General features: G+C 39.5%; 28 protein-coding genes and 2 pseudogenes. 10 read left to right on the top strand and 20 right to left on the bottom strand.

Translation table 11 applies throughout. From position 1 onward, the window contains the following. Window positions 1-851: 851 nt before the first annotated feature. Genes NQ565_RS14715 through NQ565_RS14705 form a run of 3 tightly spaced genes read right to left on the bottom strand, consistent with a single transcriptional unit; the run spans window position 852 to window position 3,068 of the window. Window positions 852-1,658 (bottom strand): metallophosphoesterase, encoded by an 807-nt coding sequence (locus tag NQ565_RS14715; RefSeq protein WP_005652526.1) that lies wholly within the window; start codon window positions 1,656-1,658, stop codon window positions 852-854. Between the two features lie 34 nt (window positions 1,659-1,692). Further along, window positions 1,693-2,253: an SLATT domain-containing protein gene (locus NQ565_RS14710; RefSeq protein ID WP_005652528.1), complete on the bottom strand. Its 561-nt coding sequence runs from the start codon at window positions 2,251-2,253 to the stop codon at window positions 1,693-1,695. A 5-nt stretch (window positions 2,254-2,258) separates the two neighbouring features. After that, window positions 2,259-3,068 (bottom strand): SMODS domain-containing nucleotidyltransferase, encoded by an 810-nt coding sequence (locus tag NQ565_RS14705; RefSeq protein WP_005652530.1) that lies wholly within the window; start codon window positions 3,066-3,068, stop codon window positions 2,259-2,261. Between the two features lie 91 nt (window positions 3,069-3,159). Between NQ565_RS14705 and NQ565_RS14700 the strand changes: the two genes are divergently transcribed. From NQ565_RS14700 to NQ565_RS14675, 6 genes are read left to right on the top strand one after another with little or no spacing between them, the layout of a single operon-like run. Continuing rightward, window positions 3,160-3,363, top strand: a complete 204-nt coding sequence (locus tag NQ565_RS14700; protein WP_004316526.1) for a helix-turn-helix domain-containing protein — start codon at window positions 3,160-3,162, stop codon at window positions 3,361-3,363. 1 nt (window position 3,364) lies between these two features. Then, window positions 3,365-6,595 (top strand): type I restriction endonuclease subunit R, encoded by a 3,231-nt coding sequence (locus NQ565_RS14695; RefSeq protein WP_005652536.1) that lies wholly within the window; start codon window positions 3,365-3,367, stop codon window positions 6,593-6,595. A gap of 5 nt (window positions 6,596-6,600) precedes the next feature. Beyond that, window positions 6,601-8,262 (top strand): HsdM family class I SAM-dependent methyltransferase, encoded by a 1,662-nt coding sequence (locus tag NQ565_RS14690; protein WP_005652538.1) that lies wholly within the window; start codon window positions 6,601-6,603, stop codon window positions 8,260-8,262. After that, window positions 8,255-9,259, top strand: coding sequence for a virulence RhuM family protein (locus NQ565_RS14685; RefSeq protein ID WP_005652540.1), 1,005 nt, complete (start codon window positions 8,255-8,257; stop codon window positions 9,257-9,259). Before NQ565_RS14690 ends, NQ565_RS14685 begins: the two co-directional genes overlap by 8 nt. A gap of 12 nt (window positions 9,260-9,271) precedes the next feature. Then, entirely contained in the window at window positions 9,272-10,480 is a 1,209-nt protein-coding gene (locus tag NQ565_RS14680) for a restriction endonuclease subunit S (protein WP_005652541.1), read from the top strand. A 51-nt stretch (window positions 10,481-10,531) separates the two neighbouring features. After that, window positions 10,532-11,254: a DUF2971 domain-containing protein gene (locus tag NQ565_RS14675; RefSeq protein WP_231292973.1), complete on the top strand. Its 723-nt coding sequence runs from the start codon at window positions 10,532-10,534 to the stop codon at window positions 11,252-11,254. On the opposite strand, the gene NQ565_RS14670 is transcribed toward NQ565_RS14675, so the two are convergent. Further along, window positions 11,234-11,821 (bottom strand): restriction endonuclease subunit S, encoded by a 588-nt coding sequence (locus tag NQ565_RS14670; protein WP_139168211.1) that lies wholly within the window; start codon window positions 11,819-11,821, stop codon window positions 11,234-11,236. The two genes, NQ565_RS14675 and NQ565_RS14670, sit on opposite strands and share 21 nt — an antisense overlap. Window positions 11,822-11,878: 57 nt before the next feature. Continuing rightward, window positions 11,879-12,871, bottom strand: a complete 993-nt coding sequence (xerA, locus tag NQ565_RS14665) for a site-specific tyrosine recombinase/integron integrase (RefSeq protein WP_005652547.1) — start codon at window positions 12,869-12,871, stop codon at window positions 11,879-11,881. Between the two features lie 41 nt (window positions 12,872-12,912). On the opposite strand from xerA, the pseudogene NQ565_RS14660 reads away from it, so the two are divergent. Next, a pseudogene (locus tag NQ565_RS14660) lies at window positions 12,913-13,707 on the top strand (restriction endonuclease subunit S domain-containing protein); the annotation flags it as partial. Here the strand turns inward: NQ565_RS14660 and NQ565_RS14655 are convergent. From NQ565_RS14655 to NQ565_RS14630, 6 genes and pseudogenes are all read right to left on the bottom strand, one after another. After that, the gene (locus NQ565_RS14655; RefSeq protein ID WP_074713715.1) at window positions 13,643-14,041 is read right to left on the bottom strand and encodes a hypothetical protein; all 399 of its coding nucleotides are present in this window, start codon (window positions 14,039-14,041) and stop codon (window positions 13,643-13,645) included. The pseudogene NQ565_RS14660 and the gene NQ565_RS14655 sit on opposite strands and share 65 nt — an antisense overlap. Window positions 14,042-14,076: 35 nt before the next feature. Further along, a complete protein-coding gene (locus NQ565_RS14650) occupies window positions 14,077-15,018 on the bottom strand; it encodes a relaxase/mobilization nuclease domain-containing protein (protein ID WP_005652554.1) in 942 nt (313 codons plus the stop codon). Then, window positions 15,008-15,316 carry a MobC family plasmid mobilization relaxosome protein gene (locus NQ565_RS14645; protein ID WP_004316509.1) on the bottom strand — a complete coding sequence of 103 codons (309 nt, stop codon included), beginning with the start codon at window positions 15,314-15,316 and terminating at the stop codon, window positions 15,008-15,010. Before NQ565_RS14645 ends, NQ565_RS14650 begins: the two co-directional genes overlap by 11 nt. A gap of 140 nt (window positions 15,317-15,456) precedes the next feature. Further along, window positions 15,457-16,542, bottom strand: coding sequence for a DUF6371 domain-containing protein (locus NQ565_RS14640; RefSeq protein WP_040315537.1), 1,086 nt, complete (start codon window positions 16,540-16,542; stop codon window positions 15,457-15,459). Window positions 16,543-16,620: 78 nt separating this feature from the next. Continuing rightward, window positions 16,621-17,997, bottom strand: a pseudogene (locus tag NQ565_RS14635) (DUF3987 domain-containing protein). Between the two features lie 11 nt (window positions 17,998-18,008). Then, window positions 18,009-18,374, bottom strand: a complete 366-nt coding sequence (locus tag NQ565_RS14630; protein ID WP_005652563.1) for a helix-turn-helix domain-containing protein — start codon at window positions 18,372-18,374, stop codon at window positions 18,009-18,011. A 465-nt stretch (window positions 18,375-18,839) separates the two neighbouring features. Here NQ565_RS14630 and NQ565_RS14625 point away from each other — a divergent pair, with 465 nt between their 5' ends. Together NQ565_RS14625 and NQ565_RS14620 are read left to right on the top strand one after the other, a co-directional pair. Next, window positions 18,840-19,055 carry a hypothetical protein gene (locus tag NQ565_RS14625; protein WP_005795746.1) on the top strand — a complete coding sequence of 72 codons (216 nt, stop codon included), beginning with the start codon at window positions 18,840-18,842 and terminating at the stop codon, window positions 19,053-19,055. Between the two features lie 25 nt (window positions 19,056-19,080). Further along, window positions 19,081-19,938: a reverse transcriptase family protein gene (locus NQ565_RS14620; RefSeq protein WP_005652570.1), complete on the top strand. Its 858-nt coding sequence runs from the start codon at window positions 19,081-19,083 to the stop codon at window positions 19,936-19,938. Between the two features lie 30 nt (window positions 19,939-19,968). Here the strand turns inward: NQ565_RS14620 and NQ565_RS14615 are convergent, their stop codons facing one another. From NQ565_RS14615 to NQ565_RS14575, 9 genes are all read right to left on the bottom strand, one after another. Beyond that, the gene (locus NQ565_RS14615) at window positions 19,969-20,850 is read right to left on the bottom strand and encodes a hypothetical protein (protein WP_005652572.1); all 882 of its coding nucleotides are present in this window, start codon (window positions 20,848-20,850) and stop codon (window positions 19,969-19,971) included. Between the two features lie 265 nt (window positions 20,851-21,115). Then, window positions 21,116-21,481: a hypothetical protein gene (locus tag NQ565_RS14610; RefSeq protein ID WP_005652581.1), complete on the bottom strand. Its 366-nt coding sequence runs from the start codon at window positions 21,479-21,481 to the stop codon at window positions 21,116-21,118. A 9-nt stretch (window positions 21,482-21,490) separates the two neighbouring features. Continuing rightward, window positions 21,491-22,597: a site-specific integrase gene (locus NQ565_RS14605; protein WP_040315542.1), complete on the bottom strand. Its 1,107-nt coding sequence runs from the start codon at window positions 22,595-22,597 to the stop codon at window positions 21,491-21,493. 84 nt (window positions 22,598-22,681) lie between these two features. Then, on the bottom strand, window positions 22,682-23,593 hold the full coding sequence (locus NQ565_RS14600) for a helix-turn-helix domain-containing protein (RefSeq protein WP_005652586.1): 912 nt from the start codon (window positions 23,591-23,593) through the stop codon (window positions 22,682-22,684). Window positions 23,594-24,522: 929 nt separating this feature from the next. Continuing rightward, the gene (locus NQ565_RS14595; protein WP_005652590.1) at window positions 24,523-24,702 is read right to left on the bottom strand and encodes a hypothetical protein; all 180 of its coding nucleotides are present in this window, start codon (window positions 24,700-24,702) and stop codon (window positions 24,523-24,525) included. Window positions 24,703-24,807: 105 nt separating this feature from the next. Next, the gene (locus NQ565_RS14590) at window positions 24,808-24,990 is read right to left on the bottom strand and encodes a hypothetical protein (RefSeq protein ID WP_005652592.1); all 183 of its coding nucleotides are present in this window, start codon (window positions 24,988-24,990) and stop codon (window positions 24,808-24,810) included. A 251-nt stretch (window positions 24,991-25,241) separates the two neighbouring features. Further along, on the bottom strand, window positions 25,242-25,574 hold the full coding sequence (locus NQ565_RS14585) for an SH3 beta-barrel fold-containing protein (protein WP_005652596.1): 333 nt from the start codon (window positions 25,572-25,574) through the stop codon (window positions 25,242-25,244). 18 nt (window positions 25,575-25,592) lie between these two features. Next, complete coding sequence (locus NQ565_RS14580; RefSeq protein WP_005652598.1) at window positions 25,593-25,766, bottom strand: hypothetical protein; 174 nt, start codon at window positions 25,764-25,766, stop codon at window positions 25,593-25,595. An 11-nt stretch (window positions 25,767-25,777) separates the two neighbouring features. Then, the gene (locus NQ565_RS14575; RefSeq protein ID WP_005652599.1) at window positions 25,778-25,939 is read right to left on the bottom strand and encodes a hypothetical protein; all 162 of its coding nucleotides are present in this window, start codon (window positions 25,937-25,939) and stop codon (window positions 25,778-25,780) included. Window positions 25,940-26,106: 167 nt separating this feature from the next. Between NQ565_RS14575 and NQ565_RS14570 the strand changes: the two genes are divergently transcribed. Then, the gene (locus NQ565_RS14570; RefSeq protein WP_005652601.1) at window positions 26,107-26,373 is read left to right on the top strand and encodes a helix-turn-helix domain-containing protein; all 267 of its coding nucleotides are present in this window, start codon (window positions 26,107-26,109) and stop codon (window positions 26,371-26,373) included. The last annotated feature ends 367 nt before the right edge of the window (window positions 26,374-26,740 follow it).

The raw sequence follows: 26,740 nt of genomic DNA, 5'->3' as shown, positions 1-26,740 counted from the left end.
GTGGAAAAGTCACGCCTTGTTATCAGAAGGATATTGGAGAATATATTTAAAAAATATTGTCTAGGAATAAGAGTTTTACAAGAAAAGATATATGAAATACAAATACATTCTTCGATGTGCTAAATATATCTATGGTTTTTAGAATGAGAAGTTCTGTATTTTACATCCTGAAAATGCCTCTTTTGTCCCTTGGGAATTTCGAGGAACAAAAGGGACAAAAAAATGTCCCTCGAGTGTCTGGGGGACAAAATTGTTTTTTATAAAATTTTCTGTTGGGAATTGTACTGCTTTATAATACAGATTATCAGTGTGTTATATCCATTTTTAGCATAGTATTTAAAGGGATTCTATAAATATTATTAAATTACTGGTAATCAGCTGTTTAAATATTTGTCATTTGCCGATGCGCATATTTACATCGCTGATTATCAGCGACTATTCATTTTAATCGGTACAACCTCTGTTTTTACAAGTACACAGAATATGGAGACAAATGCAAATCATTGTATTTCATAGCTTTGCATATACGTGTTGTACCGCCTCTTTTCAGTCCTTTTGTAGAATGTCCGTTATCAGTTTCAACGTGTTGAATGATATGGCTTTTCCGTATGGATGTTACAGAACGCTTGTTGAATGCAAAGGTAGTGATTTTCTTGGGATTTCTGTGGCTTGCGGTGGAATTTTTGCGTTCGGTACTCGATTCGTTGGAAAAAGTGTAGCAAAACTGAATTATTCGCTTGAAAAAGTGTTTGTATGCCATAAATGGTACACTTTTATTCGGAGGAAACCATTATATCATATCGGGTGTAATTCTGCATCGGACATCAATATTATACCTGAAATGGTATAAATCAATAGACTTGGCTGAACTCCATAATGTCGAGCATCTGATATAATATTCCGTCAATAGCGGAATGCCAACTTTGGTGAAAATGACCATAATACCAATGGTTCACCGGATGATTGTCAGTTTTGAGATGATGCAGGATCATATCCATTGTTTTTCTTTCAGATTGTACATCTTTAAGAAGTGATGACTCGTTTTTAGCCCATTGGTTAAGGTTGCTTTTTGAGAATAACTCACAATGTGATGGCGCGGTATGTGTGACAACTGTATCAATTAAGAAATCTGCACTGATGGTGTTTATCTTATCAGCGTCGTAAACAGGAACTTCATTCCGCCAATATAAATTGCGAGGAATATCATTTTCTTGCGACTCATTGGAGTGAACACGATATTTCCGTTTGTACCATTCATTTATGCGATAAATACGGTCAATAGAGATAGCTCCACCTACACAAAGGATGGTATGATTGCAGGCTTGAAGAATAGTATAATCAGGAACAGCGATGAAGCGTTTGTAGTTGAATGTTGTTCCATCGAAATAAGCAGGATTATCATGATTGCCACGCACAAATACAATCCAATTGTTGGCTTGATTCATTCTCTTGGCATTTCGTCTAATCATTTGCTCATAGTATTCTTTCTTTTCAAAGCCAAAACCACAATCCCCAGCAACAATCAATAGGGTGTCCGTCAACTTATATTGAATGCAGAGTTTGAACACTAACTGATTAAAGTTTCCATGAATATCCCCCGAAACAATGATTGTCTTGGCTTCGGGAAAAGATAGTGAGAATGCGTTGCTATGATTCATCTTATATTCCTAATAATAGCGCATGTAATTAATCTTATACTTGCAAGTTGTCAGAAATCATTTGGAGAATTTCTTCGTTTGTGGTAGTTGATTCTTGTTTGTTTTTTAATGCAAAAGATGCTGCATCTACTGCTTCTTTTGATGTTTGTGGAACAAGCCCCGAATAAACTATATTTTCTATATGTTCTAATTCTGTTCGCTTTTTAGAAATTTGTTCTTTTGTGTACAGCTCTGCCTTTATATCTGATAAGAATCCCGCATACTTATTGCGCAAATCGTGCATAACAGCAGCAAATCTTTCGCTGTCAGCTGCCTTCTTTTCTAGATTTTCAGCTTTGTATTTGGTGGTGAAATATGTTAATGTCAACGCTAAGAAAGCCATTAATGGGACAATGACAATTTCAGGTAGCCACTTGAATATATTTGTAATTGCAGAAGCTGATACCAAAACAGAAAATACTAAAAGAATCTGATTTTGTTTTTTCTTCTTTGATAGGTATATATTCGCTTGACATAAATGAATTTTGTGCGTCCAAATTATTTTGTTAAAACGCTCAAGAATCTCCCTATAAAGAATTTTTATTTGTTCGTCCATATGATTTATTCTTCTGTCATGTATTTTAAAACTTTGATTAATACATCAATGTATTTATATGTATCTACTGGCATGTTGCTTCCTGGTGCTGTCAGATTAAAGCTCCAAACAGGGCATGAATCATAAAGCCTTTTTTCGTAAGTTCCTATTGGTTGATTAGAACTTTGTTCTCCTTCTCTTAGCCAGTGCCAATCAGCAATATTATGATAAACAAAACTATCAATCACGATTCCCGGAAGATGGTAACTCCTAAAATAGTTATCACGAATTTCACGCATGTGCTTACATGTGTCGAATAACAAACCATTGCTTGCAACATTTTTTTCCTTCATTGCCTGTTGCTCGCTTTTGGGATTAGTTGTCAACCAGTTGCCACCCATATTCGAATCTGGATAGTCGTATTTCCCATTCCAATTACCCCACCAATCTAATTGACGAAAAGCTGGTAGAACTTCAAATTTAATCCCATCGGAAAAGTTTATCACAACGACTTGCCCATCTCCATGAATATCACTGTTCGGATAGGTTTGTAAAATTGCATTCTTCAATGCTTGTAGTAATCTGGACTGACCATTTCCTCTTAGTGCGTCATATTTATTATATTCGTCTCGTGGCAATTCGACAAGTATATCAATGTCACTTGTATCAATAGCAGTACCTCTACCATAAGAGCCCACATATAAACTATGAGCAGTTTCGCTGGTGCTACCCCAAAATTCCGAATTAACCGCTCTTGTTATGCGTCTATATCTCTGAGATACTAACGAACGTTGTTCAATGCTAATTATTTCGCCTCTTTTTCTAACTGTATCCATATTAATTTTATTTCGTACACAAAAGTACAAAAATAATCCCAGTTTATCGAATATAATTCACTATATTTGCATTATAAAATCGCATCAAAGAATGAAACTGAATAGAATAAAGGCTGTATTATCTGAAAAAGGTATCTCTCAAACATGGTTGGCAAAAAAACTCGACAAGAGTTTCAGTATGGTAAATGCTTATGCCTGTAATAGGATTCAACCAAATTTAGAGACCTTGCAACAGATAGCAGAGATATTGCAGGTCGATTTGAAGGATTTGATAACCGACAAAAAGGATAGGTGATATGAAACAGTTTTCGGAAGCTACACGGGTGCAGATGCCTGCAATGGTTCACCTCACCCGAATAGGATATACCTACTTCGGCAAGTTGAGCGAAGATAAGAATGGCACGGTCTATGACAGTGACACGAATATTCTTTTGCAGGTATTTGAACGGCAGTTTAAGAATCTGAATCCCGGACATGAGGGAGAATATCTTCAAGTTTTGAAAGACATTCGTAAGGAGCTGAACGATGATGACCTCGGTCGAGGCTTTTACAACCGTCTCAAAGCTGTTTCGCCTGTAAAGCTGATAGACTTTGATAACATTGGGAATAATACGTTCCATTTCACAGCCGAATTTACCTGTAAGAACGGACAAGACGAATTTCGTCCTGACATTACTTTATTCGTAAACGGATTGCCACTTTGCTTTGTAGAAGTGAAGAAACCCAACAATCATGGTGGTATGTTGGCAGAGAGCGCACGAATGAATAAAGAGCGCTTCCCAAATAAAAAGTTTCGCCGCTTCATCAACATTACACAGTTGATGATATTCAGCAATAATATGGAATATGATGCGTTGGGCGGTATCGTACCCATACAAGGGGCTTTCTATTGTACTGGGGCACGTTCATACGCACCATTCAATTGCTTCCGTGAAGAAAATTTAAGCGGTCAGAAAATAGCACCGTTCCATCGTGACTATCTGTACAAGGAGATTGACAAGACGGTGGAAAAACAGATATTGTCTGATTACAATTGCCAAGTCATTCATACAAGTCCTGAGTACCAGACAAATCTCGGTTTCAACACCCCTACAAACAGAATCCTAACATCCATGTGTTCGCCTGAACGGTTGTTGTATATCATTAGATATGGTATTGCCTATGTCCGTATGGAGCGTGAGGTGGATGGAAAGATAGAATCTACCGACCAAAAGCATATCATGCGTTACCAACAATTGTTTGCATCGTTAGCTATTCGCCAAAAACTGGCAGAGGGAGTGAAATCTGGCGTAGTCTGGCATACACAAGGAAGTGGTAAAACCGCCTTGTCATACTATCTGACCTATATTCTTAACGATTTCTATTCCAAACAGAATAAGGTCGCTAAATTCTATTTCATAGTAGACCGCCTTGACCTTTTGGAACAAGCCACACAAGAGTTTGAAGCTCGTGGATTGGTTGTATCTACCGCCAATACAAGAGCCGAACTGATGGAACAATTCCGCAGTAATCAGGCACAACAAGGTGTAAGCGGACAGGCAGAAATCACGGTTGTGAACATTCAACGCTTTGCCGAGGATAAAGAAAAAGTACGCATCAGTGATTATGCAACCAATCTTCAACGCATCTTCATTCTTGACGAGGCACACCGAGGATATAAACCCGGCGGCTGCTTTCTTGCCAATCTTTTTGATGCCGATACCGATGCGATTAAAATCGCACTTACAGGTACACCGTTGTTAAAGGAGGAACGTGCCAGTTGCAAGGTGTTCGGAAACTATCTGCACACCTATTACTACGATAAATCTATTGCCGATGGCTACACGCTGAAAATCATACGTGAGGATATAGAAACTTCCTACAAAGAGCGTTTGTCTGATGTGTACGACAAACTGGAAACCCTTGTGCAAAAGAAAGACATTCGTAAGTCGGAAATCATAGAGCATCCAAGTTATGTAAGCGAGTTAGCCCGTTACATTATGACGGACTTAAAGGAGTTTCGCAAGATACAAGGAGATGATACTTTAGGCGGTATGGTCATTTGTGAAACCAGCGAACAGGCAAGGCGGCTTTATGATGTATTCCAAGAAGAATGGCAGAAGTATCAGCCGAAGCCCATCAAGATAAAACTTTCCGATGGTTCGTATGTAGTGGGTGAACCGGAAGTGGATTACAAATCAAAATACAGACCGCTGAAAGCCGGAATCATTCTTCACGATACGGATGACAAGGAAACTCGCAAGCAAATAGTCAAGGACTTCAAGAAAAATATGACAGTGGATATTCTCATTGTCTTCAATATGCTTTTGACTGGTTTTGATGCGCCGCGTTTGAAACGCCTGTATTTCGGGCGCAAATTGAAAGACCACAATCTGCTTCAAGCCATAACACGTGTAAACCGTCCTTATCCCGGTATGCGTTACGGTTTTGTCATTGACTTTGCCGACATCAAGCGCAACTTTAAGGAAACCAACGAAGCATATTTACAAGAATTAAACCGCTTTAATGACGTGGATGAGACTGGCGAATCCGCTGCTACCGATACCTTTACCCAAGTCATTGAGGACAAGGAAGAGATATTGAACCAAATGAAGAAAGTTCGGCAAACGCTCTTCAATTATACATACGACAATGCGGAAGAGTTTTCTTCTGAAATCTCCACCGAAGAGGATAAGGCTGTGCTGCTCGACCTGAAACAGGCGTTGGAATCAGCCAAGAACATGGCGAACATCGTGCGTACATTCGGTGATGATGAAATGAAAGAGCAATTTGCCAAACTTGAAATCACCAAGCTGCCGCAACTGCTCTCTGAGGTACAGAGAAGGATAAGTATCATCAATCAGAAAGAGGCTTTCAATACAAATGAGGAAACGAAAACTCTAATCAATGAGGCAATGATGGATATAGAGTTCACTTTCTCCAAAATAGGACAAGAGGAGATGCGCCTTATATCCGGTGGTGTGGAATTGAAAGAGAAATGGCAACGTACCATTTCTTCATTTACCCAAAACTTCGACCAAGACGATCCGGAGTTTATCTCGTTGCGTGAAGCTTTTATGGAACGCTTCAAAGAACACGGTTTTGTGATTGACACGATAGCCAAGTTCAACGAAGAAACACAGGCTTTGGATGAAATCATCGGTCGTCTGCAAGACTTACAAAAACGCAATAATGTCTTGTTGAAAAAGTACAAGGGCGATGAAAAATTTGCTCGTGTACACAAGCGTATTCGTGAAGTGAATAAGCAGAGGGAAGATAAGGGACAGAAGCCTATGTTCTCTTTCCTTGACGAAGAGATTGCTGCCATTCTCAATATTATAAAAGAGGATGTGGATGCCAAAGTGTATGATCGTAACGACATTCTGAAAAAGGATGCTTATTTCGGACGCACGGTGATGGCGCTTATCAACGGATGCCTGTATCATTTTCCGCAAATAAAGCCCGAAATGGAGGATTACAAATTTATTCAGACACGCATTTCACAACAGTATATCAACCAATATAACGCCACTTACGGCATTTCATAAAGATTATGTCAGATATTAAAGAAAAAACATTAAGGCTCATCGACGGACTTAAAGCCACCTGCCAGTCATATGGTATGGGAAACGATGGTAACGAATATAAGATTATCACTCAGGTATTTCTCTATAAATTTCTGAATGACAAATTCGGTTATGAACTGAAAAATGCGAAAAGTGAAATAGCAAAGAAACTGACCGGGGATGTAAAATGGGAAACAGCATACGAGAATCTTTCTGATGATGAACGTATGCTTATTCAGAGTGCCATCTCTCCAGATGTTCCGATGCTTGAACCTTACCATCTGATAGCCCACCTGTGGAACCAGCAGGGGAAAGGTGATTTTGATACCATCTTCGATTCTACCATGACGGACATTGCAGAGTTGAATGCGGATATATTCTCTACGCAGACCACAGCCAATACGAAGATTCCATTGTTCGAGGCATTGACACCGTTTGTGACCGATTCGGCACAACGTGCGCCCTTCGCCCGTGCTTTGGTGGATAAACTCGTGAATTTCTCCTTTGAAGAAGCGTTTGCACAGAATTACGATTTCTTCTCCAGCATCTTTGAGTATTTGATTAAGGACTATAATACCGCTGGAGGTGGAAAATATGCGGAGTATTATACGCCTCATGCCATAGCAACGATTATGGCTCGTCTGTTAGTGGGGGATAATGCTGATTTGCATAGCATGGAATGTTATGACCCCTCGGCAGGAACTGGTACGCTTCTGATGGCACTTAGTCATCAAATAGGAGAAGAACGCTGTACCATCTTTTCGCAAGATATTTCCCAGCGAAGCAACAAAATGTTGAAACTTAATCTGCTGCTTAACGGACTTGTGTCTTCGCTTGATAATGCTATTCAAGGTGACACGCTTGTAAGCCCATACCACAAGAGCGATGACGGACAGCAGTTGCGTCAGTTTGATTTTGTGGTGAGCAATCCTCCTTTCAAGATGGACTTCTCGGACACTCGCGAAAAGATAGCTGCGATGCCAGCCCGTTTTTGGGCTGGAGTCCCCAATGTACCCGCCAAAAAGAAAGAATCAATGGCAATATACACCTGTTTCATTCAGCACGTTATCAATTCACTGAAAAAGACAGGCAAAGGTGCAATTGTCATTCCTACAGGTTTTATCACGGCTAAAAGTGGTATTGAGAACAAAATTCTTCATAAAATTGTAGATGACAAAGTGGTGTTCGGCTGTGTTTCCATGCCAAGCAACGTTTTTGCCAATACAGGTACGAATGTCAGTGTGCTGTTCTTTGATAAGTCTGCAACCACTGACAAAGTAATCTTGATTGATGCCAGCAAATTGGGCGAGGAATATAAAGATGCTAACGGATTGAAAAAGGTGCGTCTGAACGATGACGAGATAGAAAAGATTGTTGGCACATTCCAGCGCAAGGAGGCAGTGGAGGATTTTTCTGTGGCTGTTTCTTACGATGAGATAAAGGAAAAAGGATATTCTCTTTCTGCCGGACAATATTTCGACATTAAAATAGACTACGTAGATATAACCGAAGAGGAGTTTAACAACCGTATGGCAAATTATAAACAAACACTCTCCGAGCAATTTAAAGAAAGCCATCGGTTGGAAGAGGAAATTATGAAGCAGTTGGATGCTTTGCAGTTCAACGAAAATGTAGGAAACAATGAGTAACGAAATACAGTTTTTGTTATACAATCTTCCCGATAAAGAGGGAAGAGTACAGGTGGTTATAAAAGACGAAACCATTTGGTGTACGCAAAAGGCTATGGCAGAACTTTTCGGTATTGACAAATCGGGTATTAGCCGCCACATAGCCAATATATTTAAAGAGGAAGAACTACAGCAAGACACGACAGTTGCAAAAATTGCAACCGTCGTAAATCGAGGCATAAGAGGCGAGGTTGAAGAGCTAGTTGATTTCTATAATCTTGATATGATTATTGCTGTTGGCTATCGTGTATCTTCCCCAAAAGCTACCAAGTTCCGTCAGTGGGCTACCAAGATTCTGAATGAGTATATCAAGAAAGGCTTTGTGCTTGATGATGAACGCTTAAAACAGGGAACGGCAGTATTCGGAAAAGACTATTTCCGTGAATTGTTGGAAAGGGTACGTTCCATCCGTGCCAGTGAACGGCGTATTTGGCAACAGATTACCGACATATATGCAGAGTGCAGTATTGACTATGACAAGAACTCGCCTACCACACACGATTTCTATGCCATGATACAGAATCGCTTTCATTATGCCATTACAGGGCAAACGGCAGCAGAAATCATCTACACTAAGGCTGACCATACCCAAGAACACATGGGACTGACCACATGGAAGAATGCTCCCGATGGACGTATCTTGAAATCGGATGTGTCAATAGCCAAGAACTATTTGCAGGAAAATGAAGTCCGTCGGTTGGAACGTGCCGTAACGGGATATTTTGATTATATCGAAGACCTCATTGAACGAGAGAACACGTTTAATATGGAGCAGTTTGCAACCAGTGTCAACGAGTTTTTGACCTTCCGCAAATATCAGATATTGCCGGATAAAGGACGCATTTCTGCGGCACAAGCCAAATCAAAGGCAGAAAGCGAATACGATATTTTCAATAAAACCCAACGGATTGATTCTGACTTCGATAAAGAAGTTAGGGGAATGTTGGGTGAAAAGTAATAAGATGAAGTGATGGAATTGAAAAAATATAAATTGGGAGAAATACTTGATGTTACAAGAGGGGCAAGTCTCAGTGGCGAGTTTTACGCCACTGAGGGAAAATACATTCGTTTGACTTGCGGCAACTTCGACTATCAGAATAATTGCTTCAAGGAAAACAAGTCAAAAGACAACCTATACTACATCGGTGATTTCAAACCGGAGTTTTTAATGGAAGAAGGGGATGTTATTACCCCTCTGACCGAACAGGCTATTGGTCTGCTTGGCTCTACCGCCATTATCCCCGAAAGCGGTAAATATATTCAAAGTCAAGATGTGGCAAAGATTATTTGTAAAGAAGAACTGTTAGACAAGGATTTCGCTTTCTATCTCATATCTTCTACTTTAGTCAAACAACAATTAAGTGCTGCTGCCCAACAAACCAAAATTCGTCATACTTCGCCTGATAAAATCAGGGATTGTACCGTGTGGATTCCTGAATTAACTGAGCAGAAACGTATTGGCAAGCTGCTTCGTAGTCTCGATCGTAAGATTGAACTTAATCGAGCGATAAATCAGAATTTAGAAGCGATGGTAAAGCAGCTCTACGACTACTGGTTTGTGCAGTTTGATTTTCCGAATGAGGAGGGCAAACCATACAAGTCGAGTGGTGGTGAAATGGTTTGGAATGAAAAGCTAAAGAGATTTATACCAAAGGGATGGGAATCAACAACGCTTGGTAACGAATGCCAAATGTACCAACCTAAAACATTAGGGTTGTCAGAACTCGACGAATCCGCTAAATACAAAGTTTATGGTGCTAATGGTGTTATAGGAAAATATCACACTTATAACCACGAAAATAGCGAAATAGCTATGGCTTGTCGAGGAAATAGTTGTGGTACAGTAAATAGAACTGCTCCATTTTCTTGGATTACAGGAAATGCAATGGTTATTAAAATGATTGACGATTTAATACACAATGAATATATCAAACAGGCTTTACAGTATGCAAATATTGATGGAGCTATCTCTGGATCAGGACAGCCACAACTAACACGAGAAAACCTAAACAGCATAAAGTTATGTAAACCAACTCGTGAATTGATTATTTGTTTTTCGGAACAAGTCTCTAATATTATAAAAATGTATCTTCAAAATGAATCAAATATTGAAGAATTGACTAGGCAACGTGATGAACTTTTACCACTTTTAGTTAATGGACAAATAACAATAGAATAATAAATGTCTCGCATACTCTACAAATATTTAGATATAGTCGGCGCAAAATGCATGATTGGAAACCGGAATCTTCAATTCACCAATGCGTCTCAACTGAACGATCCTTTCGATTGTCATCCAAAACTAATCGACTACTCAAATGTACCTGATACTAAACTTCAGGGATGGATACCTAAGGAATTGTGGATAGAGAAAGAAGAAAATGATGCCCTCAATTTGCGCAATGATACATGGTTATGCAGCTTGTCGAAAGTTAATAATTCATTACTAATGTGGAGTCATTATTGCTATAATCACAAAGGTGTTTGCATAGGACTTGACATAGACAAAGTGATGGAATCTGTTCCTCCAATGTTTGGTACAATATATCTTGAACCGCTTATTCTTGATGTTCAATATCAGGATATAATAGAGCGTCCTAACGCATATCATACCACAAAAGATTTATCCAGTTATCAATGGCGGACAAAAGCAAAGGAATGGGAATATGAGCAGGAGGTTAGATTAGTCGTGCCTAGTCCCTATGCTGCGTATGCTGCTTTTACACCACAACAAGCTGAACAGAACAAGGAAATATGGGATTGGCGTGAAATACACCATTATATGCCACTAAAAGGCGAATGCTTTGAGTCTATCTATTTTGGTGTCAATATAGAACAAACTGAGAAAGAAAAAATAATTCAACATATTCGCAAGGAACTAAATCCGCAAATTAGGTTGTACCAAATGGAAGTAGATGAAAATGCTTTTAGACTACGACCTGTAATCATATGAACGGTCAAGTATCGGTAAATTCTGATTTATCCGCTTATTAAGCTCAATTTTTTTATCTAATGCAGAGAATATTTCGCCAATTTGTTTCTGTTCATGCAATGGGATTATTGGAACAGGAAAAGAATTGAGTGCTTCTACGGATAACGCATAACGTTGTCCGCTTCCAGAGGCATTGCAAGCGAAATATTTCTTTGCATAGTCCGTATGCAGAAGAGCGTTCAGATAACGTCCATCTAAAATATCCTTATTTGGAGTAACCAGAGCGCAATGATAGCCCAATATGGCATCATCAAAATCATCTGCAATATAAGTAGGAATTCCTATGTCATCACGAGTTTCACTATCCTTGGTTAATGCAACTTGCCCTTTCTTCAATTTGAACTTAGAAATCTCATTAGGACGGGCGGTAGCAAGCATAAAACTATCATGCTGAGCTGTGGTAATAGCCCAGTTGTAATATACATCAACAAAGTTGCAAAGACGAATCTCTTTTTCTCCGTCTTTGATTTTCTTATCTACTCCACTGATTTCAACAGTGGCAATGTCTCCCAATTTATATTTTCTCATTTGCATCCAAATTTAGATGCAAAGTTACACATTTTTAGGCAGATTCTTGTGGTTCAGTTATCCCAAATATTTCTTATGAGCCAACTTTACATTGTTTTGATTCACAATGGCATAGTGCAGTGTTGTGTCAATGCGTACATGACCAAGTAGTCGCTGCACCTGTTCGATGGGCATACCTTTGTCGATAGCCATTGTTGCAAGGGTACGACGAAACTTGTGCGGATGAACTTTGGGCATAGAAAGTGATTGACCTAATTTTCTGATTCTAATTTCCACACCGCTGATAGTCAGTCGTGTGTGAGGAGAATGGAGTGAGACGAATAAAGCTGGATTGTCGTCAGTACGCCCATTGAGGTATTGTTGCAAGTGCAGCTTGGTTCGAGCATTGAAGTAAACAATACGTTCTTTATTCCCTTTTCCAAATACCACACACTGCCGTTCGTGGAAGTCTATATCTTCACGGTTTAGTTTTACCAATTCACCAACACGAATGCCCGTGGATGAAAGAAAGTCTATAATAGCAAGATCTCGTTTGGTTGTGCAACTATCTCGAAGTTGCTCCAACTGCTCGTCAGAAAGCACCTCTTTTACAAGTGAATCTGTCTTAACTTTATGAATGCGTCTTACCGGGCTTTTGGCTATATAATCTTCATCTTCCAACCATGCAAAGAAGCTGGAAAAGATGCGTCGCATATTGTCAATGGTCACTTTGCTCGATTGGTGTTCTTCTTGGTAATCTGATAGATAAGTACGAATATCTGTTGTCGTAATGTGACAAATTGCCAATGAAAGCGTGACTAACAACCGTTCAATGGTATTACGGTAGTAAGCTAATGTCTTATCTGAACATCCCTCTATCTTTTTGGCTGATATAAAAGAGTTAAGAAGATGTTCATTCTCCTGCGTTTGCTGTGTGGCGCAATCGCTCTTTTCAATGATTTCTACATTATGCAGTTCTGATGTAAGCACAGCTTTAAGCCGTGCCATTTGTCGGCAATCTAAGTCACGCTGCATTTCCGCAACTATCGCCTGAATGATGTTCTCTTTCATAATTCTGATAATTTTGTTCTTATATATAATATAAGAGGCTGATAAATCAGAATTTAGAAGCGATGGCAAAGCAGCTCTACGATTATTGGTTTGTGCAGTTTGATTTTCCGAATGAAGAGGGGAAGCCATATAAAAGTAGCGGTGGTGAAATGGTGTGGAATGAGAAATTGAGAAGAGATATTCCGAAAGGGTGGTCTTGTTCTGATATTAAGTCTGCTCTTAATATCTTTACGGGTAAAAAAGATGTGTCTAAAGCAATACCTGGTCCATATAAGTTCTTTTCATGTGCACCAGAGCCAATTTCTTCTAATGAATATATGTATGATGGGGAGGTTGTCTTAGTTTCAGGAAATGGATCTTACACAGGTAGGGTTGGCTACTTTAATGGCAAATTTGATTTATACCAAAGAACGTATGCTTGTGTCCTCAAATCTGAATCTGACACATGGATGCCATTTTATTATTATACGCTTCGATATATGTTTCAGCCAGTTTTCAGTGGGGGTAAACATGGGTCGTCCATTCCTTATATTGTATTAGGTGACTTAGCTGACTTTAAATTTGCAAAAGAATTAACTATAATAAATAGGTTTGTGTCAATTGTAGCTCCTATGTTTAATGAACAATTTAAGCGTTTGGTTAAAACGGAACAGCTTATTAAGCAACGCAATGAACTTTTACCACTTCTAATGAATGGTCAGGTATCGGTAAATTCTGATTTATCGGTAAATAAGGAGAGGAAAAGTCCCCTCCTCAATTTTAAACGATGTGTCAGACATTTAAGTCCTTCATCGGCAATCCATAATTGTTTTGGTCAAAGAATCCTCGATAGATGAGCTTTAAACCGAGTGTCTGATAATACTTGTAGTTATCACCTTCGGTACAGAGGTATTTGTAACCGTAGCGTGGCATGTACTCCTTGAAGAAGCGAGCCAAATCTTTCAGGCTTTCTTCTTGGTTCTTCTTGAAGTTACTGCGCACAATGATGATAGACCAGTCGGGGAAATTGCCTCTTCCACAACTATACTCCCAGAAGCGGATGTAGCAGTCCAGATCACGTTCACTGATGTTCACACAAAAGCCATTGGCATTTTGCATCACGCTACAACTGTTTCTGTAGCCAAACTTCTCACACAAGTAGAGATTGAAATCAAGAATCAAATCTTCCATAAATAATTGAATTTAAAGTGCTAATAATAAGTGGATTATAAATGAAAGTCTCGCTTACGCTTAGCCTTTTTCTTTTTCATCAGGCGATTGAACTCGGCTTCTTCTGCGGCAGTGGCATCGTACGACGAGTTGCCGTTTAGCAAGCCGAGACTGATGCTTGAACCATCATCGGAATGGGAAACGCTTTGTTGTACATTATCTTCCTTATGTCTGGATTCCTGTTTGGGTGATTCAAACAAGGATGCACAAGCATTTTCTTCCAGTCGGTTGTCGATATTCAAGTAGCTGAACTCTCGGCTAATCTTAGAGCCGGAGAAAGAAAAACCGTTGTACTCAAATTTTACACCCTGTATTTTCCGTGTAGTTCGGCTGACCTTGAATTTCATATCAATGTCTCGGTCGTCAAGTGCATCCTTTAAGTCAGCCCAATTTTGAACTTGGGACAGTTCCTCTTTCAACGCTTTGTATATCTCATGCTTTGCTCGGTCATAAGGGCACAATCGTTCTTCCTTGATATGGTCTTTACCATTGGCAAAATGCAAGCGATATTTGGCGGTCAACATTTTGCAAACTTTCTCATTCCTGCGAAAGTCATTCTTGTCGCTAATCGTTTTGCCGTCATTGTCCACTCGATTAAAGACGATGTGGCAATGCGGATGTTCACGGTCGATGTGCCGGGCAATAATGTACTGCGTATTTTCGATCCCCATCAGTTTCATGTAGTCGTGGGCAATTTGCAACATCAGTTCATCATCATGTTTCAAGCGTTCGCTATCTTCCGGTGAGAAGTTGAGCGAAGTATGTCCGACAATATTCTTTACCTTATCATTGAGTAGCGATTGTAACTCAAATTGCTCCGCAATCTGTTCGGGTGTACCTTCTACTCCAACTGCTTCCAGCAATTTGGATTTCTCCTCTTTGAGAACATAGCTAACACAGCCACCGAACGATGTCCCTTTAGTCTGTTTACCTATCATCTTTCAAACGTTTTATAAGTAGGTTAATGTGCTGAGCCATTTCCTTGCATCTGTCAGCTACGGCGAAGAAACCGTAGGTGTTTGCCTGTCTTGCCAACTGGTTAAGATTGGTACTTTCGCCAATCAGTTGACGGATGATGTGAATATGCTCTTGCGTGATTCGTTCACGTACCGAACCGTTTTCGATGAGCGAACGGATCACTTCGCTTTGAGTCTGCTTGCTCCGTCTGCAAAGCGCACCAAGCCATGCGTATTGCTGATATGACAGACGGAGTGTTACTGTATATTTCTTTTCCATTTGAATCTGTTTTTAGTGAATAATGTGTGACCATCGGGAGCCGCCTCCTCAGACTTTTTGAGGAGCAAGTGGTCGGGGAATGTAATACACCGACATTAACTTGCTACAGTAAAAAAGTCTCTCGATTCTTCTCCCTGTGTTCAAAGTCTGAATCTTCGCTTCTTGGGTGGTAAAACCTTCGGTTGTGGAGTGCCTTGTTGTACGCTGATGAGCTTTAAATCGAATGTATCTATCAGTGTTTTCAAGACAGGATTCTTCCTCATCATTTGTTGAAGAATGGCTTCGTCAGGCTTCACTTTGAGTAGATAATCAGCTATGTCGTACCCCTCTTTGCGTTCGTCTTCGGTAGCGTTGGCTTCCAAATAATCGAACATTTGTACTTCAATACCGCAGCTTTTCATCAGGCTGATTTTGCTCTTCCAATAGTCAGTTGCACCTAAATCAGGGAATAATACAACGCTTCTTCCTGCCAGAACGGATAGGCTGTTGACATTGAAGCAACCGTTCTTTCCACCTGATGCTATCCATAGGAATTGCGGCAGATAGTAAGATGCAATAATTGCCGTTTTCTCGCTTTCGACCAGCGCAACTGGACGGCTTTTGTCTTCGGAAAGCAGATGCTCACCGAAGAAGCACTGCTTCAAATTGTAACCATCTTTGTGTAATACGGAGTGCACCCACGTAACATGATTGTATGGTTCTTTTATCCGCTTACCCGTTTCGGAATTATAAAGCATTATCTTACCAGTTCTGACTTTACTCTGATTGTCCGTTTGCCAGAATACGGTTGCACCATCCCAATACTTGGATGTACCAACCTTGTATCTCTTCATAAGATTCAATGTTTCCGTCTCTCCGAATTGGGTCGATAGAAACTGAAATAACTTGTTCGCAGAATAGCCTCGTAATGATTGGTTGACTATATCCAAATCCATGTAGGAGGTGGCTACTGGTTGCGCTTCCTTAATAGGGGCATAGCTTCTGAAACTATTCTCCTTCTCCGCAAACTTGTCTTTCTCATACGGGTTCTGCTCAAAGTAATCACGAGGCGTGAAGTGATAACCGCATTTCTGCTCATGGTCACAACGCCCCACGTACTCAGGGAACTGGATTTGCATCTCCGTATCAATGTACTTGGAAAAACATCTTTGGCGGTGACAGTTCGGGCAAGTATGCCGAGTGCTGACACCTTTGTAGGGTTCTAATATGAATCTATGTGTACTCATTGTATGTCTCTTTTTGGGTGTGTCATTTTTGTCGTTATTGTCGTTTTCGTTTGGATAGTGTCAATACCGACAAAAATGTCACGGGTTAATCTTTGAATATTCTCCATGCTTCTCTTTGCTGAACAAAGTCCCGATGTTGTCATTGAGAAAGCGTTGAAATGTGCGCTCCTTCATTCCGTTCTGCTCGGCTATTTGTATAGCTTGGGCGGTTGTAAAGGCTGGAGGAAGCAGATTGACTATCGCCAGTTGCTGGTTGTTGAGCGCATTTTCATTGAGTATGTTTTGAACGCTCAATGCGGATTCTTTGAAATACTCTGTTAGTTTGATGGCTCGTTCCACCGTCAACAGGTCGATGTGGGTTTTATCACATTCTCCGCAAGTCCATCGGGCTAATTGGATAATCAGGCAGAAGCGGATGATGTATATCTCCAGCTTACAATAGATACTCACGATTGTGTCGTTTGTCTCTCGGTCGCATAACTCTGAGAAATGGTGCTGCCATTCGTAAAGCCGTCTCTTGGCATCCTCTGTAAAGAGAATAATATGCGGTTCTATTTCTCCCAACTCATTGAGGGCATACTCTTGTTGTATCAGCTTGTCAATAATGGTATTCCATTATTGCTCGATATTCTCCGGCAGTTCCTTGTCATTCCAACGTGCTTTCTGTTGCAGATTGGGCATCACAAACAGAATGCGGTCGATGAATCCATTGCTGGATCGTTCACCTTTAGCCAGCTCACTTATAATCTTCTTTTGAATAGTGCCGATAACCGAGATATACGGTCGCTTGATGAAAATGGAACTCTTGGCGTTCTTACGGTCAGATATGGTGGTCTTGGCACTGAATACCGACAGCCAGAATTGTTCTTCCGAACCGTTGTTATAGCGGTTGAAATTCTTGAACCAAGCAGACAATTCATCAGCCCACAAACATAAACCTCGTTTGTTTTGCGCATGAATAAGGCTCAATCCCTCAGGCGTTACATCTGAAATCAAGAAACGTTTGCGGACTGGTTCCTGTGGAAATTGCTCTTCACCATTGTCCGCACGTTCTTTACGGCTCATACTCATCAACTCATCATATTTGGCAAGAGCCTTTTCAAAGACTTGATTCTGCTGATAATCATAATCAAGAAACGGTTTCATAGCAAAGCTGAGCGGATGGCTTTTGTTTGCTCCCGGTCTTCCTATCAATGCCATATACAGGATAGGACTTTCTACCCAGCCTTGCTTGATTTGGGCAAGATGCGTGTTGCCAATGCCGACTGCTATTGCCGTAAGGATAGCTGCGGCAATGTAGTCGGTAGGGTAGTTATGGCATTCGTGAACCTCACTGATGATGCGCTGGATTCTTGTCGGGAATATGCTGATTGGGAAATCAGTGCCAGCCAGTCGCATACTTAAATCAACCGCTTCATCAATGATGGATGCCGGATTAATAGAAGATGTATCCATAGCTATATCCATTAAAATTTCACAGACGATTTGGGCTTATGGCGAACACTGCCTTGCATATTGGCAAGCATTTCTTCATAGGTCTGTTCTGCACTCTTTCTTCGCCCGTTCTCAATCCAAGCTAGAAGTTCGTCCTCGTAGAAATAGAGTTTCTTACCTTTCTTATAGGCAGGAAGCAGCCCTTTGCGTACCAATGTATAAATGGTTGGTTTGGCTTTTCTGATGATGCGGCAAGCATCCTCAATTTCAACCAACACATGTTTGTCTGATGCCGGTAGTTGAAGTTCCGACACCATTCTTTTCAACTCGATGACCTGTTCGGTCAGATAACCTACCGCTTCGGGCAGCTTATCAAATGTTACTGTTTCTTTTTGCATACGTCGCTCGTTTTTAATTGTTCGACGGCAAAGGAAACAGGTGTTTCAATGGTGGAATCATTCACCAAAATATAACTGATGAATAACTTTTTGATGTAGTTGGTAGAACAATTGCGAAGATTTCGCTATCTTTGCATAGTATTAGTTCTTTGATAGACTGAGAAGGCTTTGGAGACTAAATTATGCTAAAACCTAAAGCGAGCAATCGCACCAAGTCATTGGTAAAATGGGGCGGATATAGTTTTGAAGTATGGCAGAATGGAGATAAGAACATCTCATATAGTTCGTTCATTATTTCCGATTGTCGATATATGTAAGATTCGTATCTACTTCATTATTTTGTGTCCATTTTTTAGGCACGTGAAAATAGAGAGTACAATGGAAGACAATGTCTAAGCATATTTTAGTTAGGTCATATTGATTTTAGGCACGTGGCAATATTGCCCGAACTAAAATTAAATGCTTATGACTAAAAAAAAGAAGAAGCCTTCAAAGAGAGGGAAGAAGGCTAACAAAAATTCCCTCCATTGTTCTCCAATGATTGTAACACAGGAGAAGAAGATAAAAAATTTGGCAAAATGGATTAAAGCCATTGCTGAATTTATAAAGGCATTGATTCAATTATCAAATGCAATGAAGCCTTTGATAGAATGGTGCAAATCTTTTTTTGAATTGTTATAATCAACTCTCTAATTTCTTTTTTTTGATGATAACAAGCGAAAAATATTTACTATATATACTGGGTGTTAATAAGGAACAGTTGGATTACTTGTTGACACATATAGAAGATTATTATTATTCTTTTGAAAGAGTAAAATTTAATAAGTTTACTGACAAACCAAAGAAGAATAGTAGTGGAGAAATTGCCACTAGACAAATAAACTCGTCTAAAGGAAAACTAAAAGAGGTTCAAACGCGTCTTTATGATTTTATGTCAAAGCAAGTTGAAATTCCTCAATATGTTTATGGTGGTGTTCTGAGGAAAAATAATGTGCGTAATGCTCGTCTTCATCAAGGAAATAAATATATATTTACGACAGACTTGAAGTCATTTTTTTCATCAATTTCTCATAAGCAAGTTTTTCAAATGTTTCTTCGAGAGGGCTGTACGCCTGCTATAGCAAGAATATTAACTAAACTAACTACTCATAAATATCAAGTTCCGCAAGGTATTCCAACCTCAACTTTAATTGCTAATTTGGTATTTAAACCCATAGGCATGGAAATTGACCAGTTAGCAAAGGAGCATCATATTAAATTTTCAATGTTTGTTGACGATATAACTTTATCATCTAAAGTTGATTTTAAAAATCTAGTACCTCAGTTCCTTGCAATCATTAAAAAGTCTGGATTCAGAATCAGTCACAAAAAGACACATTATCAAACTAAAAATCCTATTATAACAGGTGTAATATGCCAAAACAACCGACTTCTTGCTCCTTTGGGTTATAAAAAAAAGATAGCAATACTATCCAAGCAACTCTCAACGCACGAATCTATAAAGAATAAGCTACAAGGAATAAAAGCGTATTTGTCAATAATTGAAAAATCAAGTTCGCTTTGACTATTTATGTTGTCATTATATGTGGTGATTTTATGCTATTCTCCTATCCAATTTAATCTTGCATACGGATTCCGTGTGCGACATTTTACGTTCAATGGTAGATATTTCCGAATCACTGAGGGTATGGGCAAATACCCTCTTTATAAATGTGGCAGTCTGTAAACGTGGTTTGCCGAATGCCTTACCGATATTCCATCCAAAGTGCATAATGTCGATGGTCTTTAATTGAGAATCTACCTTTATAGGTTCGACTTTAGGCAAAGAATCTGATAGGTAGTATTCTGTAACATATCCACATAAGCGATTAAGGTCAGTTTCGTTAAGATAGAGAACCAAAGTTTGTTTTATATATGTGAGAACTTTATCTAATTTTTTTTGCGATGCTCGTTCTTTTTCAGCCATAGCGGTAGCGTGGTATATCTCATATTCTGTTGGCTGGCAGGATTCTTCTATGGGAGTATTATTGATAATAGAAGATGTGGCTTCATTCTTTGGAAGCTCTGTACTGTCTTCATTGGATTCTGAAAGCGAGAGAGTAGAAACTTCTTCTGTGGTGTCAGATGGAGTTTCATTTTCGATTTCAGATTCTGAAACGATAGATTCTATATCTGCTGCACTTTCAATAACTTCATGATGTTCTATTGGAATTTCAGCTACCACCGTTTTGTTGCGATAGCTCTCAAATCTCATAAAGCATCTTTCTATTGTTGGGGAAAGGAGTTGTCTGAATGCTATTTGCAGATTGAGATAGATTGCTCCAATGACAATAGAGCATACTACAAGAATAAGGTAGCTGCTGAACTCGTCCCAACCATAGTGAAGTACGGTCTGACGGGCTAAAACACCAATGATTGCGATTGTACCAAAAACAATCAGATGCAATGTTATATGTTCTATCTTTCTCTGTTCCATAGTGAGATGTATTAATCGTTTGTGTGCAAATATATAGGATTAATTTTTGAGAAAATCCATAGTTTTGCTTGTTAATGGGCTTTTGACGATATATTTCATCACTTTTCACCACGTTACACTCCTAATAATAAGCGTATTGCAAATTTCTTGTTTTTGAATGAAAATAGTTGGGTAAATAGACTTGTGTATCTTAAAAACAGAAATTATCTGCATCATTTGGGGTGAAACAATCCAGATAATCAATAGGGTATAGAGATATAGCTTATTAGCAATACAATGTATGGTTTGTACCCTTGTTGAGATATAAAAGGATGTTGTAATCTTGATTATGAGCGACTTTGTTTATTAGCCATTCTCTGAATACTATGGAATGTCCGGTGTCTATTTGATAAGATAAGGCTACAACCATATCGAGATTATACACATCGGCATTGTTCCCATTCTCCAATTTGATGTACTTACAAACTTCGTGGCTCTTCAAAATATTGGTTTTCAAGATTCTCTTGATTGCTGCATGGATAGCTCCAGCCGTTGTATAAAACAAGTCTGCAAGTTCCCAAGTGGTCATCCATACTTCGCCATCAGAAATATGGATGCCTAGCCCTTTGTTGGTTATGATTCCTCGTTTCATAGTTACAATTTACTTGAGTGATATTTTATTGGCTGTTTCTCGCTTCTTGGAATTGACCAAATCGGCATATATTTGAGTTGTGGACACGTTCTTATGCGTTAGCATCTTTGATACTGTGTAAATATCTGTACCTAAGGATATTTGTATGACGGCATACGAGTGACGAAATCCGTGGAAGGTTATCGGTTTCGTTATTCCTGCCTTTTTGAGCCAGCTTTTCAGTGGGTAATTAATCATACTTCGCTTCAAATCCTTGAAAACCTTGCCTGTTCCGGGTGTGCCGCATAGTTCGTAGGCTTCGTAACTGATGGGGAGTGTCGCTTCCGTCTGGGTTTTCTGTGTTCTGATACGTAAACAATAGCCTTGGTCGGGGGCGATAGTGAAGTCTTCCCATTGCAGGTTTAGAATATCACTGATGCGTAAACCTGTCAGACAAGCAAACAAAGAGGCTGCTTTCAATACGGGGATGTCGCAAGGAGTGGCTGCGAGTTGCTTCACTTCGTTCAGAGTCAGATACTCTTTCTTCACATCTTGTGGCTCAATCTTATCAAGATAGTCATTGATGTTCTCACAAAACCATTTGTCCCGATAGGCAATCTTCAATAATCCTCTGAAAGTAGAGTAGTAGCCGGATGCCGAATTGAGGGATATGGGTCGGTTGCTATGTTTGAGTTGCTTGGCATTCAGCAAGTATTCACGGAATTTTTTGCATAAGTCTACATTTACATCGCCAAAGGTACATTGTCCCTTGACGAAGTTGTAGAAATGCTGATAGACGAATTGCCATTTCTGGTCTTTGTTCCGACACATCTTCTTGAAATAGGCGAGGAAATCGGCTTTTTGCTTGGTCTTATCCAAGAAACCAAATTCTTCATTGATGAGTGATTGTACCCGGATGCAACGGATTGCTTCTGCTTTGTTCAACATATCGTTGTTGAACTCCCGTTCCATTTCGTTTTTGGGGTGGGCATAGATGTAGATACCGAGGTATTCCCTGCGGCTCATCTGCATCGTTTCGGGGTTACGGACTGCCGGATAATAATCCAGATACAAGGAAATACGATTATTCCTAATCGCTCTTTGTCGAACTGTTACTTTTGTACACGTGTGTGACATACTGTTTAATATTTAGAGTTTTACATTTGTTTGGTGCAAAGGAATAGAGTGATTCAATGGTGGGTACATTCACCGATAAATAACTTATTCAATCTTTGGGGCGGCAAGTAGTTTATCCAATTCAAGTTTGGAGATAAGCGTGTATTTGCCTTTCTTGACCTTGTGGATATTATGGTACTTCGCATAATGATAGAGCTGGTCACGAGTAAGATTGAACTTTTCCATTGCTTCGGCCACCGTATAATATTGTGGTTCTTCGGGTGCTGCAATGCCCTTAGCTATATCTACATGCTTCTTGGAATAGTACACTATGATTCCCTCTTTCTTCTTCGGAATGGCATTCTTAGAAGCGAAACAGTAGATGGTGGATAAGGTCATACTGAATTTTTCCTGCATTTCCTGTGTGCTATACCATTCGGTAATGTCAGGATTTGGGGCTTTCTTGGCAAAGTAAGCGTCCATGTGCTTCTTGCTCCAGTAGGTCTTGCCACGATTGAAAGTTCGAGGGATATTGTTCTTCTTGGCTACCACAAATATCCATGACTCGTTTACATGGTATTTCTCTTTCACTTCTGCTGTGGTGTAGAAGTCGGTGATAGGAATAGTGTCCTTCGGATGTCGTTGTTCATAAGGACGAGCTTCTATCATCCGGTCAATATCTTTTTTACGGATAAAAGACAACCTGCTACTGATGCGGAATGCTTGCAGCTTTCCGGCATATACCATTTTATATACGGCTTGTTTACTCAGCCCTAATAAAGTCGCAGCTTCTTTGAACGCTAGATATTCTTTATCCTTGAAATCGGATATGGGTTGTTCACTGATGATCGTTTGGACTTTGGTTTCTACTTCTTGTATTCTCTTCTGCCGTACCGCTTCTTTGTATGCAAGATTATTGCACCGATGAGAACAGAAGCGTGTTGTTAGCTTTTGGGCATAAAATGTTGTGCCACACCACTCGCATACCTTTTTGATTTTCATTTTACTTGTTGCCATATTCGTTACTTTTTAGAGGTTTATTTCTCCATTTTGTTCAACTATCGTCAATCATAGTCAACCACAGTCAACTTTCTCCACGACCTTTCCGACCTAAAATCGGAGAGTAACAAGCGAGCAACAAATACGGTACAAAAATGAGCTGAAAAAGCCCTATAAACGATAACCATCGCTTATAAGGCTAAAAAGAAAGGCGTTCAAAATGAACGCCTTAATAATCATTGATGATATATGCTAATCGTTGGTAATTCGATGCAAAGTGTAACTGTTATTGATTATCAGTGTTTTAGAATATAGTGGTACAAATATGGTCTAAGTGTGTGCTTTTTAACAATAAGCAACCATAAATAAACCGCTAATAATGGCAAAGATAATCTTTTCCTTTGATATGCGTGTTTATTTCTCCTGTAAAAGGTATCAAGGTTGTAGAAATGTTGGTGAACATCTTGAGAGATATTGTTTCGTATCTCATTAGTTGTTATACTGTCAATGATTGCACACTATGTTGCGGTGTTGCGGCTGCGGTCCCACTTAAAACAGATACAAAATGTATTACACCAAAACAAAGCGCAATACATAAAATTATAGTAGAGGTTGACAGGTTGACGGTTGACTGTATTGTAATATTTTGTATTATAGATATTTGCATCAAAAACAACGTCAACTACCAAATTTATGGTATTGCCTATAACCTCTCTTTTGCCACCATACAAACGAAAGAACCGCTTCCAACACATTTTTGTGTGCATCTGCTTATGTTCTGTATCTCGCCTCCGATTATGCAAAGGTATCGGGTAAGCGTGCCTTGCTCCCTACCGGGTTCTCGCTACCCGTTGCCGTTCAGTCCGTCTATAGGGAAATAGGTAAAGTGTTATTCTTGTGTGTCTAATTCCTTCGTATCTTGCAAGGTGTTGCCCTACCTTATACAATCATTTCTTCATTATTATACTCATGTGTGGGTATTTGGTTTCATGAATTGTCGGCTTCTTGGGCTTTTCTCCTTTGAGTTCTGCAAGTTCCGCCTTGACTTCCTTAAGCTCGTTCAATAAATCCGTATATCCTTCCGTCAATCGGAGGATGTGTTGCATCATTGCTGTACTGATTTCCATAATAGATGAATATTTGTTTTAGTCATTATTCCTGCCATCTGCCCGCCAGCCGTATTGCTGACGGGGTATCATAACGTGAACGTTGGTCGAAACCTCAACGTGCATCTATGCTTGGTTATGTGGCAATATATTTCTTAATCTTTTCTTCATTTCAGCTATTGACCTATCCAAAGAAGCAATCATCATCTCATAATCTTTGTGTGATGCAGCTACGTTATCTACTATCACATTACCAAGTTCTTCAATAGAAGCGCAAATATTGCCTACAAGTTGTCTGTTTTCTTCCATGATTAATAATCTTCCTTATCTATAAATTCTCTGAATCTATCGTTCTTCTCGTATAGCATTCTACCAAGCGCCAACGAAAGCAATAAGATAACTATATCCATTCCTTTTGCTTTTAAAATCCGTTTCTTCCGGTCAACTCTTTTGCACAACCGCAAAGCAACCACACAACACATAAAATGAAAAACATAACGCTCCTTTCTTCTTTGTGGTGGGGTCTGTCCAAAATCGGACATACCCACCGGAGTAATACTTTATCCTATCCTTACAAGGTTCGCCACTTTGTAGCACCTATATTCGCTTTTCTCCGTATCAAAGTAAACTTGTACCGTGTCACTCTTTTTGCGGTTGTCCGTGCCCTTGTTTTCGGGTAGCAAGCTTTCTTTGAGTGTTCCGTATGCCTCACGTAGTGAACCGTCCACCTTTTGGAAGTAGAACCTTACTATCCTTTCTTTCATGGCTGCTTTCAACTTGATATTCATCCAAGCGGTTTTAAGTGCTTCACTCATTGAAAAACCGTTTTTCTTGACCATTTGCCAGGCGAGGCACATAACCTCACGCATCAGACTTTTAAACTGTGTACTCATATCGTTAGCATTATTGGGTTAATAAATTACATAGGCGATATGTACCGCTTTCTTTGCTGATACATTCGGGTAAACTCTCTTAATGTAGTCGTAGTTCTTTGCGATAATTTCGCTTGCCTCCTGCTTGTTGTGCCCTATCTTTACCGCTGTGGAAATCAGTGTTTCCGGTGAATGAAAATCTTTCGTTCTCATAATCGTATGCTTTAGTAGTTATACATTATCTTTTCCCAAAAGTCTATTTCAGCCTCAAAAGAAGCTACACACTCATCTTTGCTTTCTTCGTACATGGCGAATACTTCCGCTTCACTCATTACCAATACTTGTTGGTATTCTCTGCACATCTGGTTTAATTCTTCTTTTGTCATAAGGCTTATTTCTTATTGGTTTATTATTGTATTGCAAATGTAGCCACTTTATACTACATAAACAAATAAACGAAGTGCAAATATACTGCATTTAACATTATTTTGTAGTGTAAAGTGACTACATTTAATTATTATATCTATTTTTGTAAAAACCAAAAGAAAAAGTTATGAATAGAATTAAAGACATTCTCAAGGAGAAAGGCGTAACTATCAATGAACTTGCTGAAAAAATGGGGTTAAATAGAGTAACATTATCCACCCAGATAAACGGAACGGCTAATATAGCATCTTATGAAAAGATAGCCACCGCTTTAGATGTTCCTATGTGGCAACTCTTTGCATCACCGGCAGAAGTAGCCAAAGAAGCCAAAGGGGAAACGTGCCCTTATTGCGGTCAACCGATAGCTATCAGAACAACAATAGAAAAGGCATGAGTGCAATATTGGGCCAACGGTGCGGACATAGCTCCGGAATACCTATTTGAGAACGGAGTACCGTGTTAACTCCCCCCCCTCCCGGTATGGCTGATTTTCGACTTTTGTCCGTCCCCTCTCAATTTTTTTTTGAAATTTTTCCCTATCAAAAGAAAGTCGTATCTTTGTGGGGCAATAGATATAGTTGGGGCAGGTGAACAATAGTAGCCTGCCTTTTTCTTTTTGATACCATCCTGCAAAGTGTCTTTATATCCTCTCTCGCTTCATTCCAGCCTTTTCACGGCATTTTCCCCACTTTGGCAATACAAGTTAATTACCTTGATTTGGGATAATGTCTTAAATCGCCTCTTTTATTTAAAGTATTACT

Origin of the sequence: Bacteroides stercoris ATCC 43183, assembly GCF_025147325.1 — a bacterium.
Lineage (GTDB): Bacteria > Bacteroidota > Bacteroidia > Bacteroidales > Bacteroidaceae > Bacteroides > Bacteroides stercoris.
This window is presented reverse-complemented; position numbering and strand designations above follow the sequence as displayed.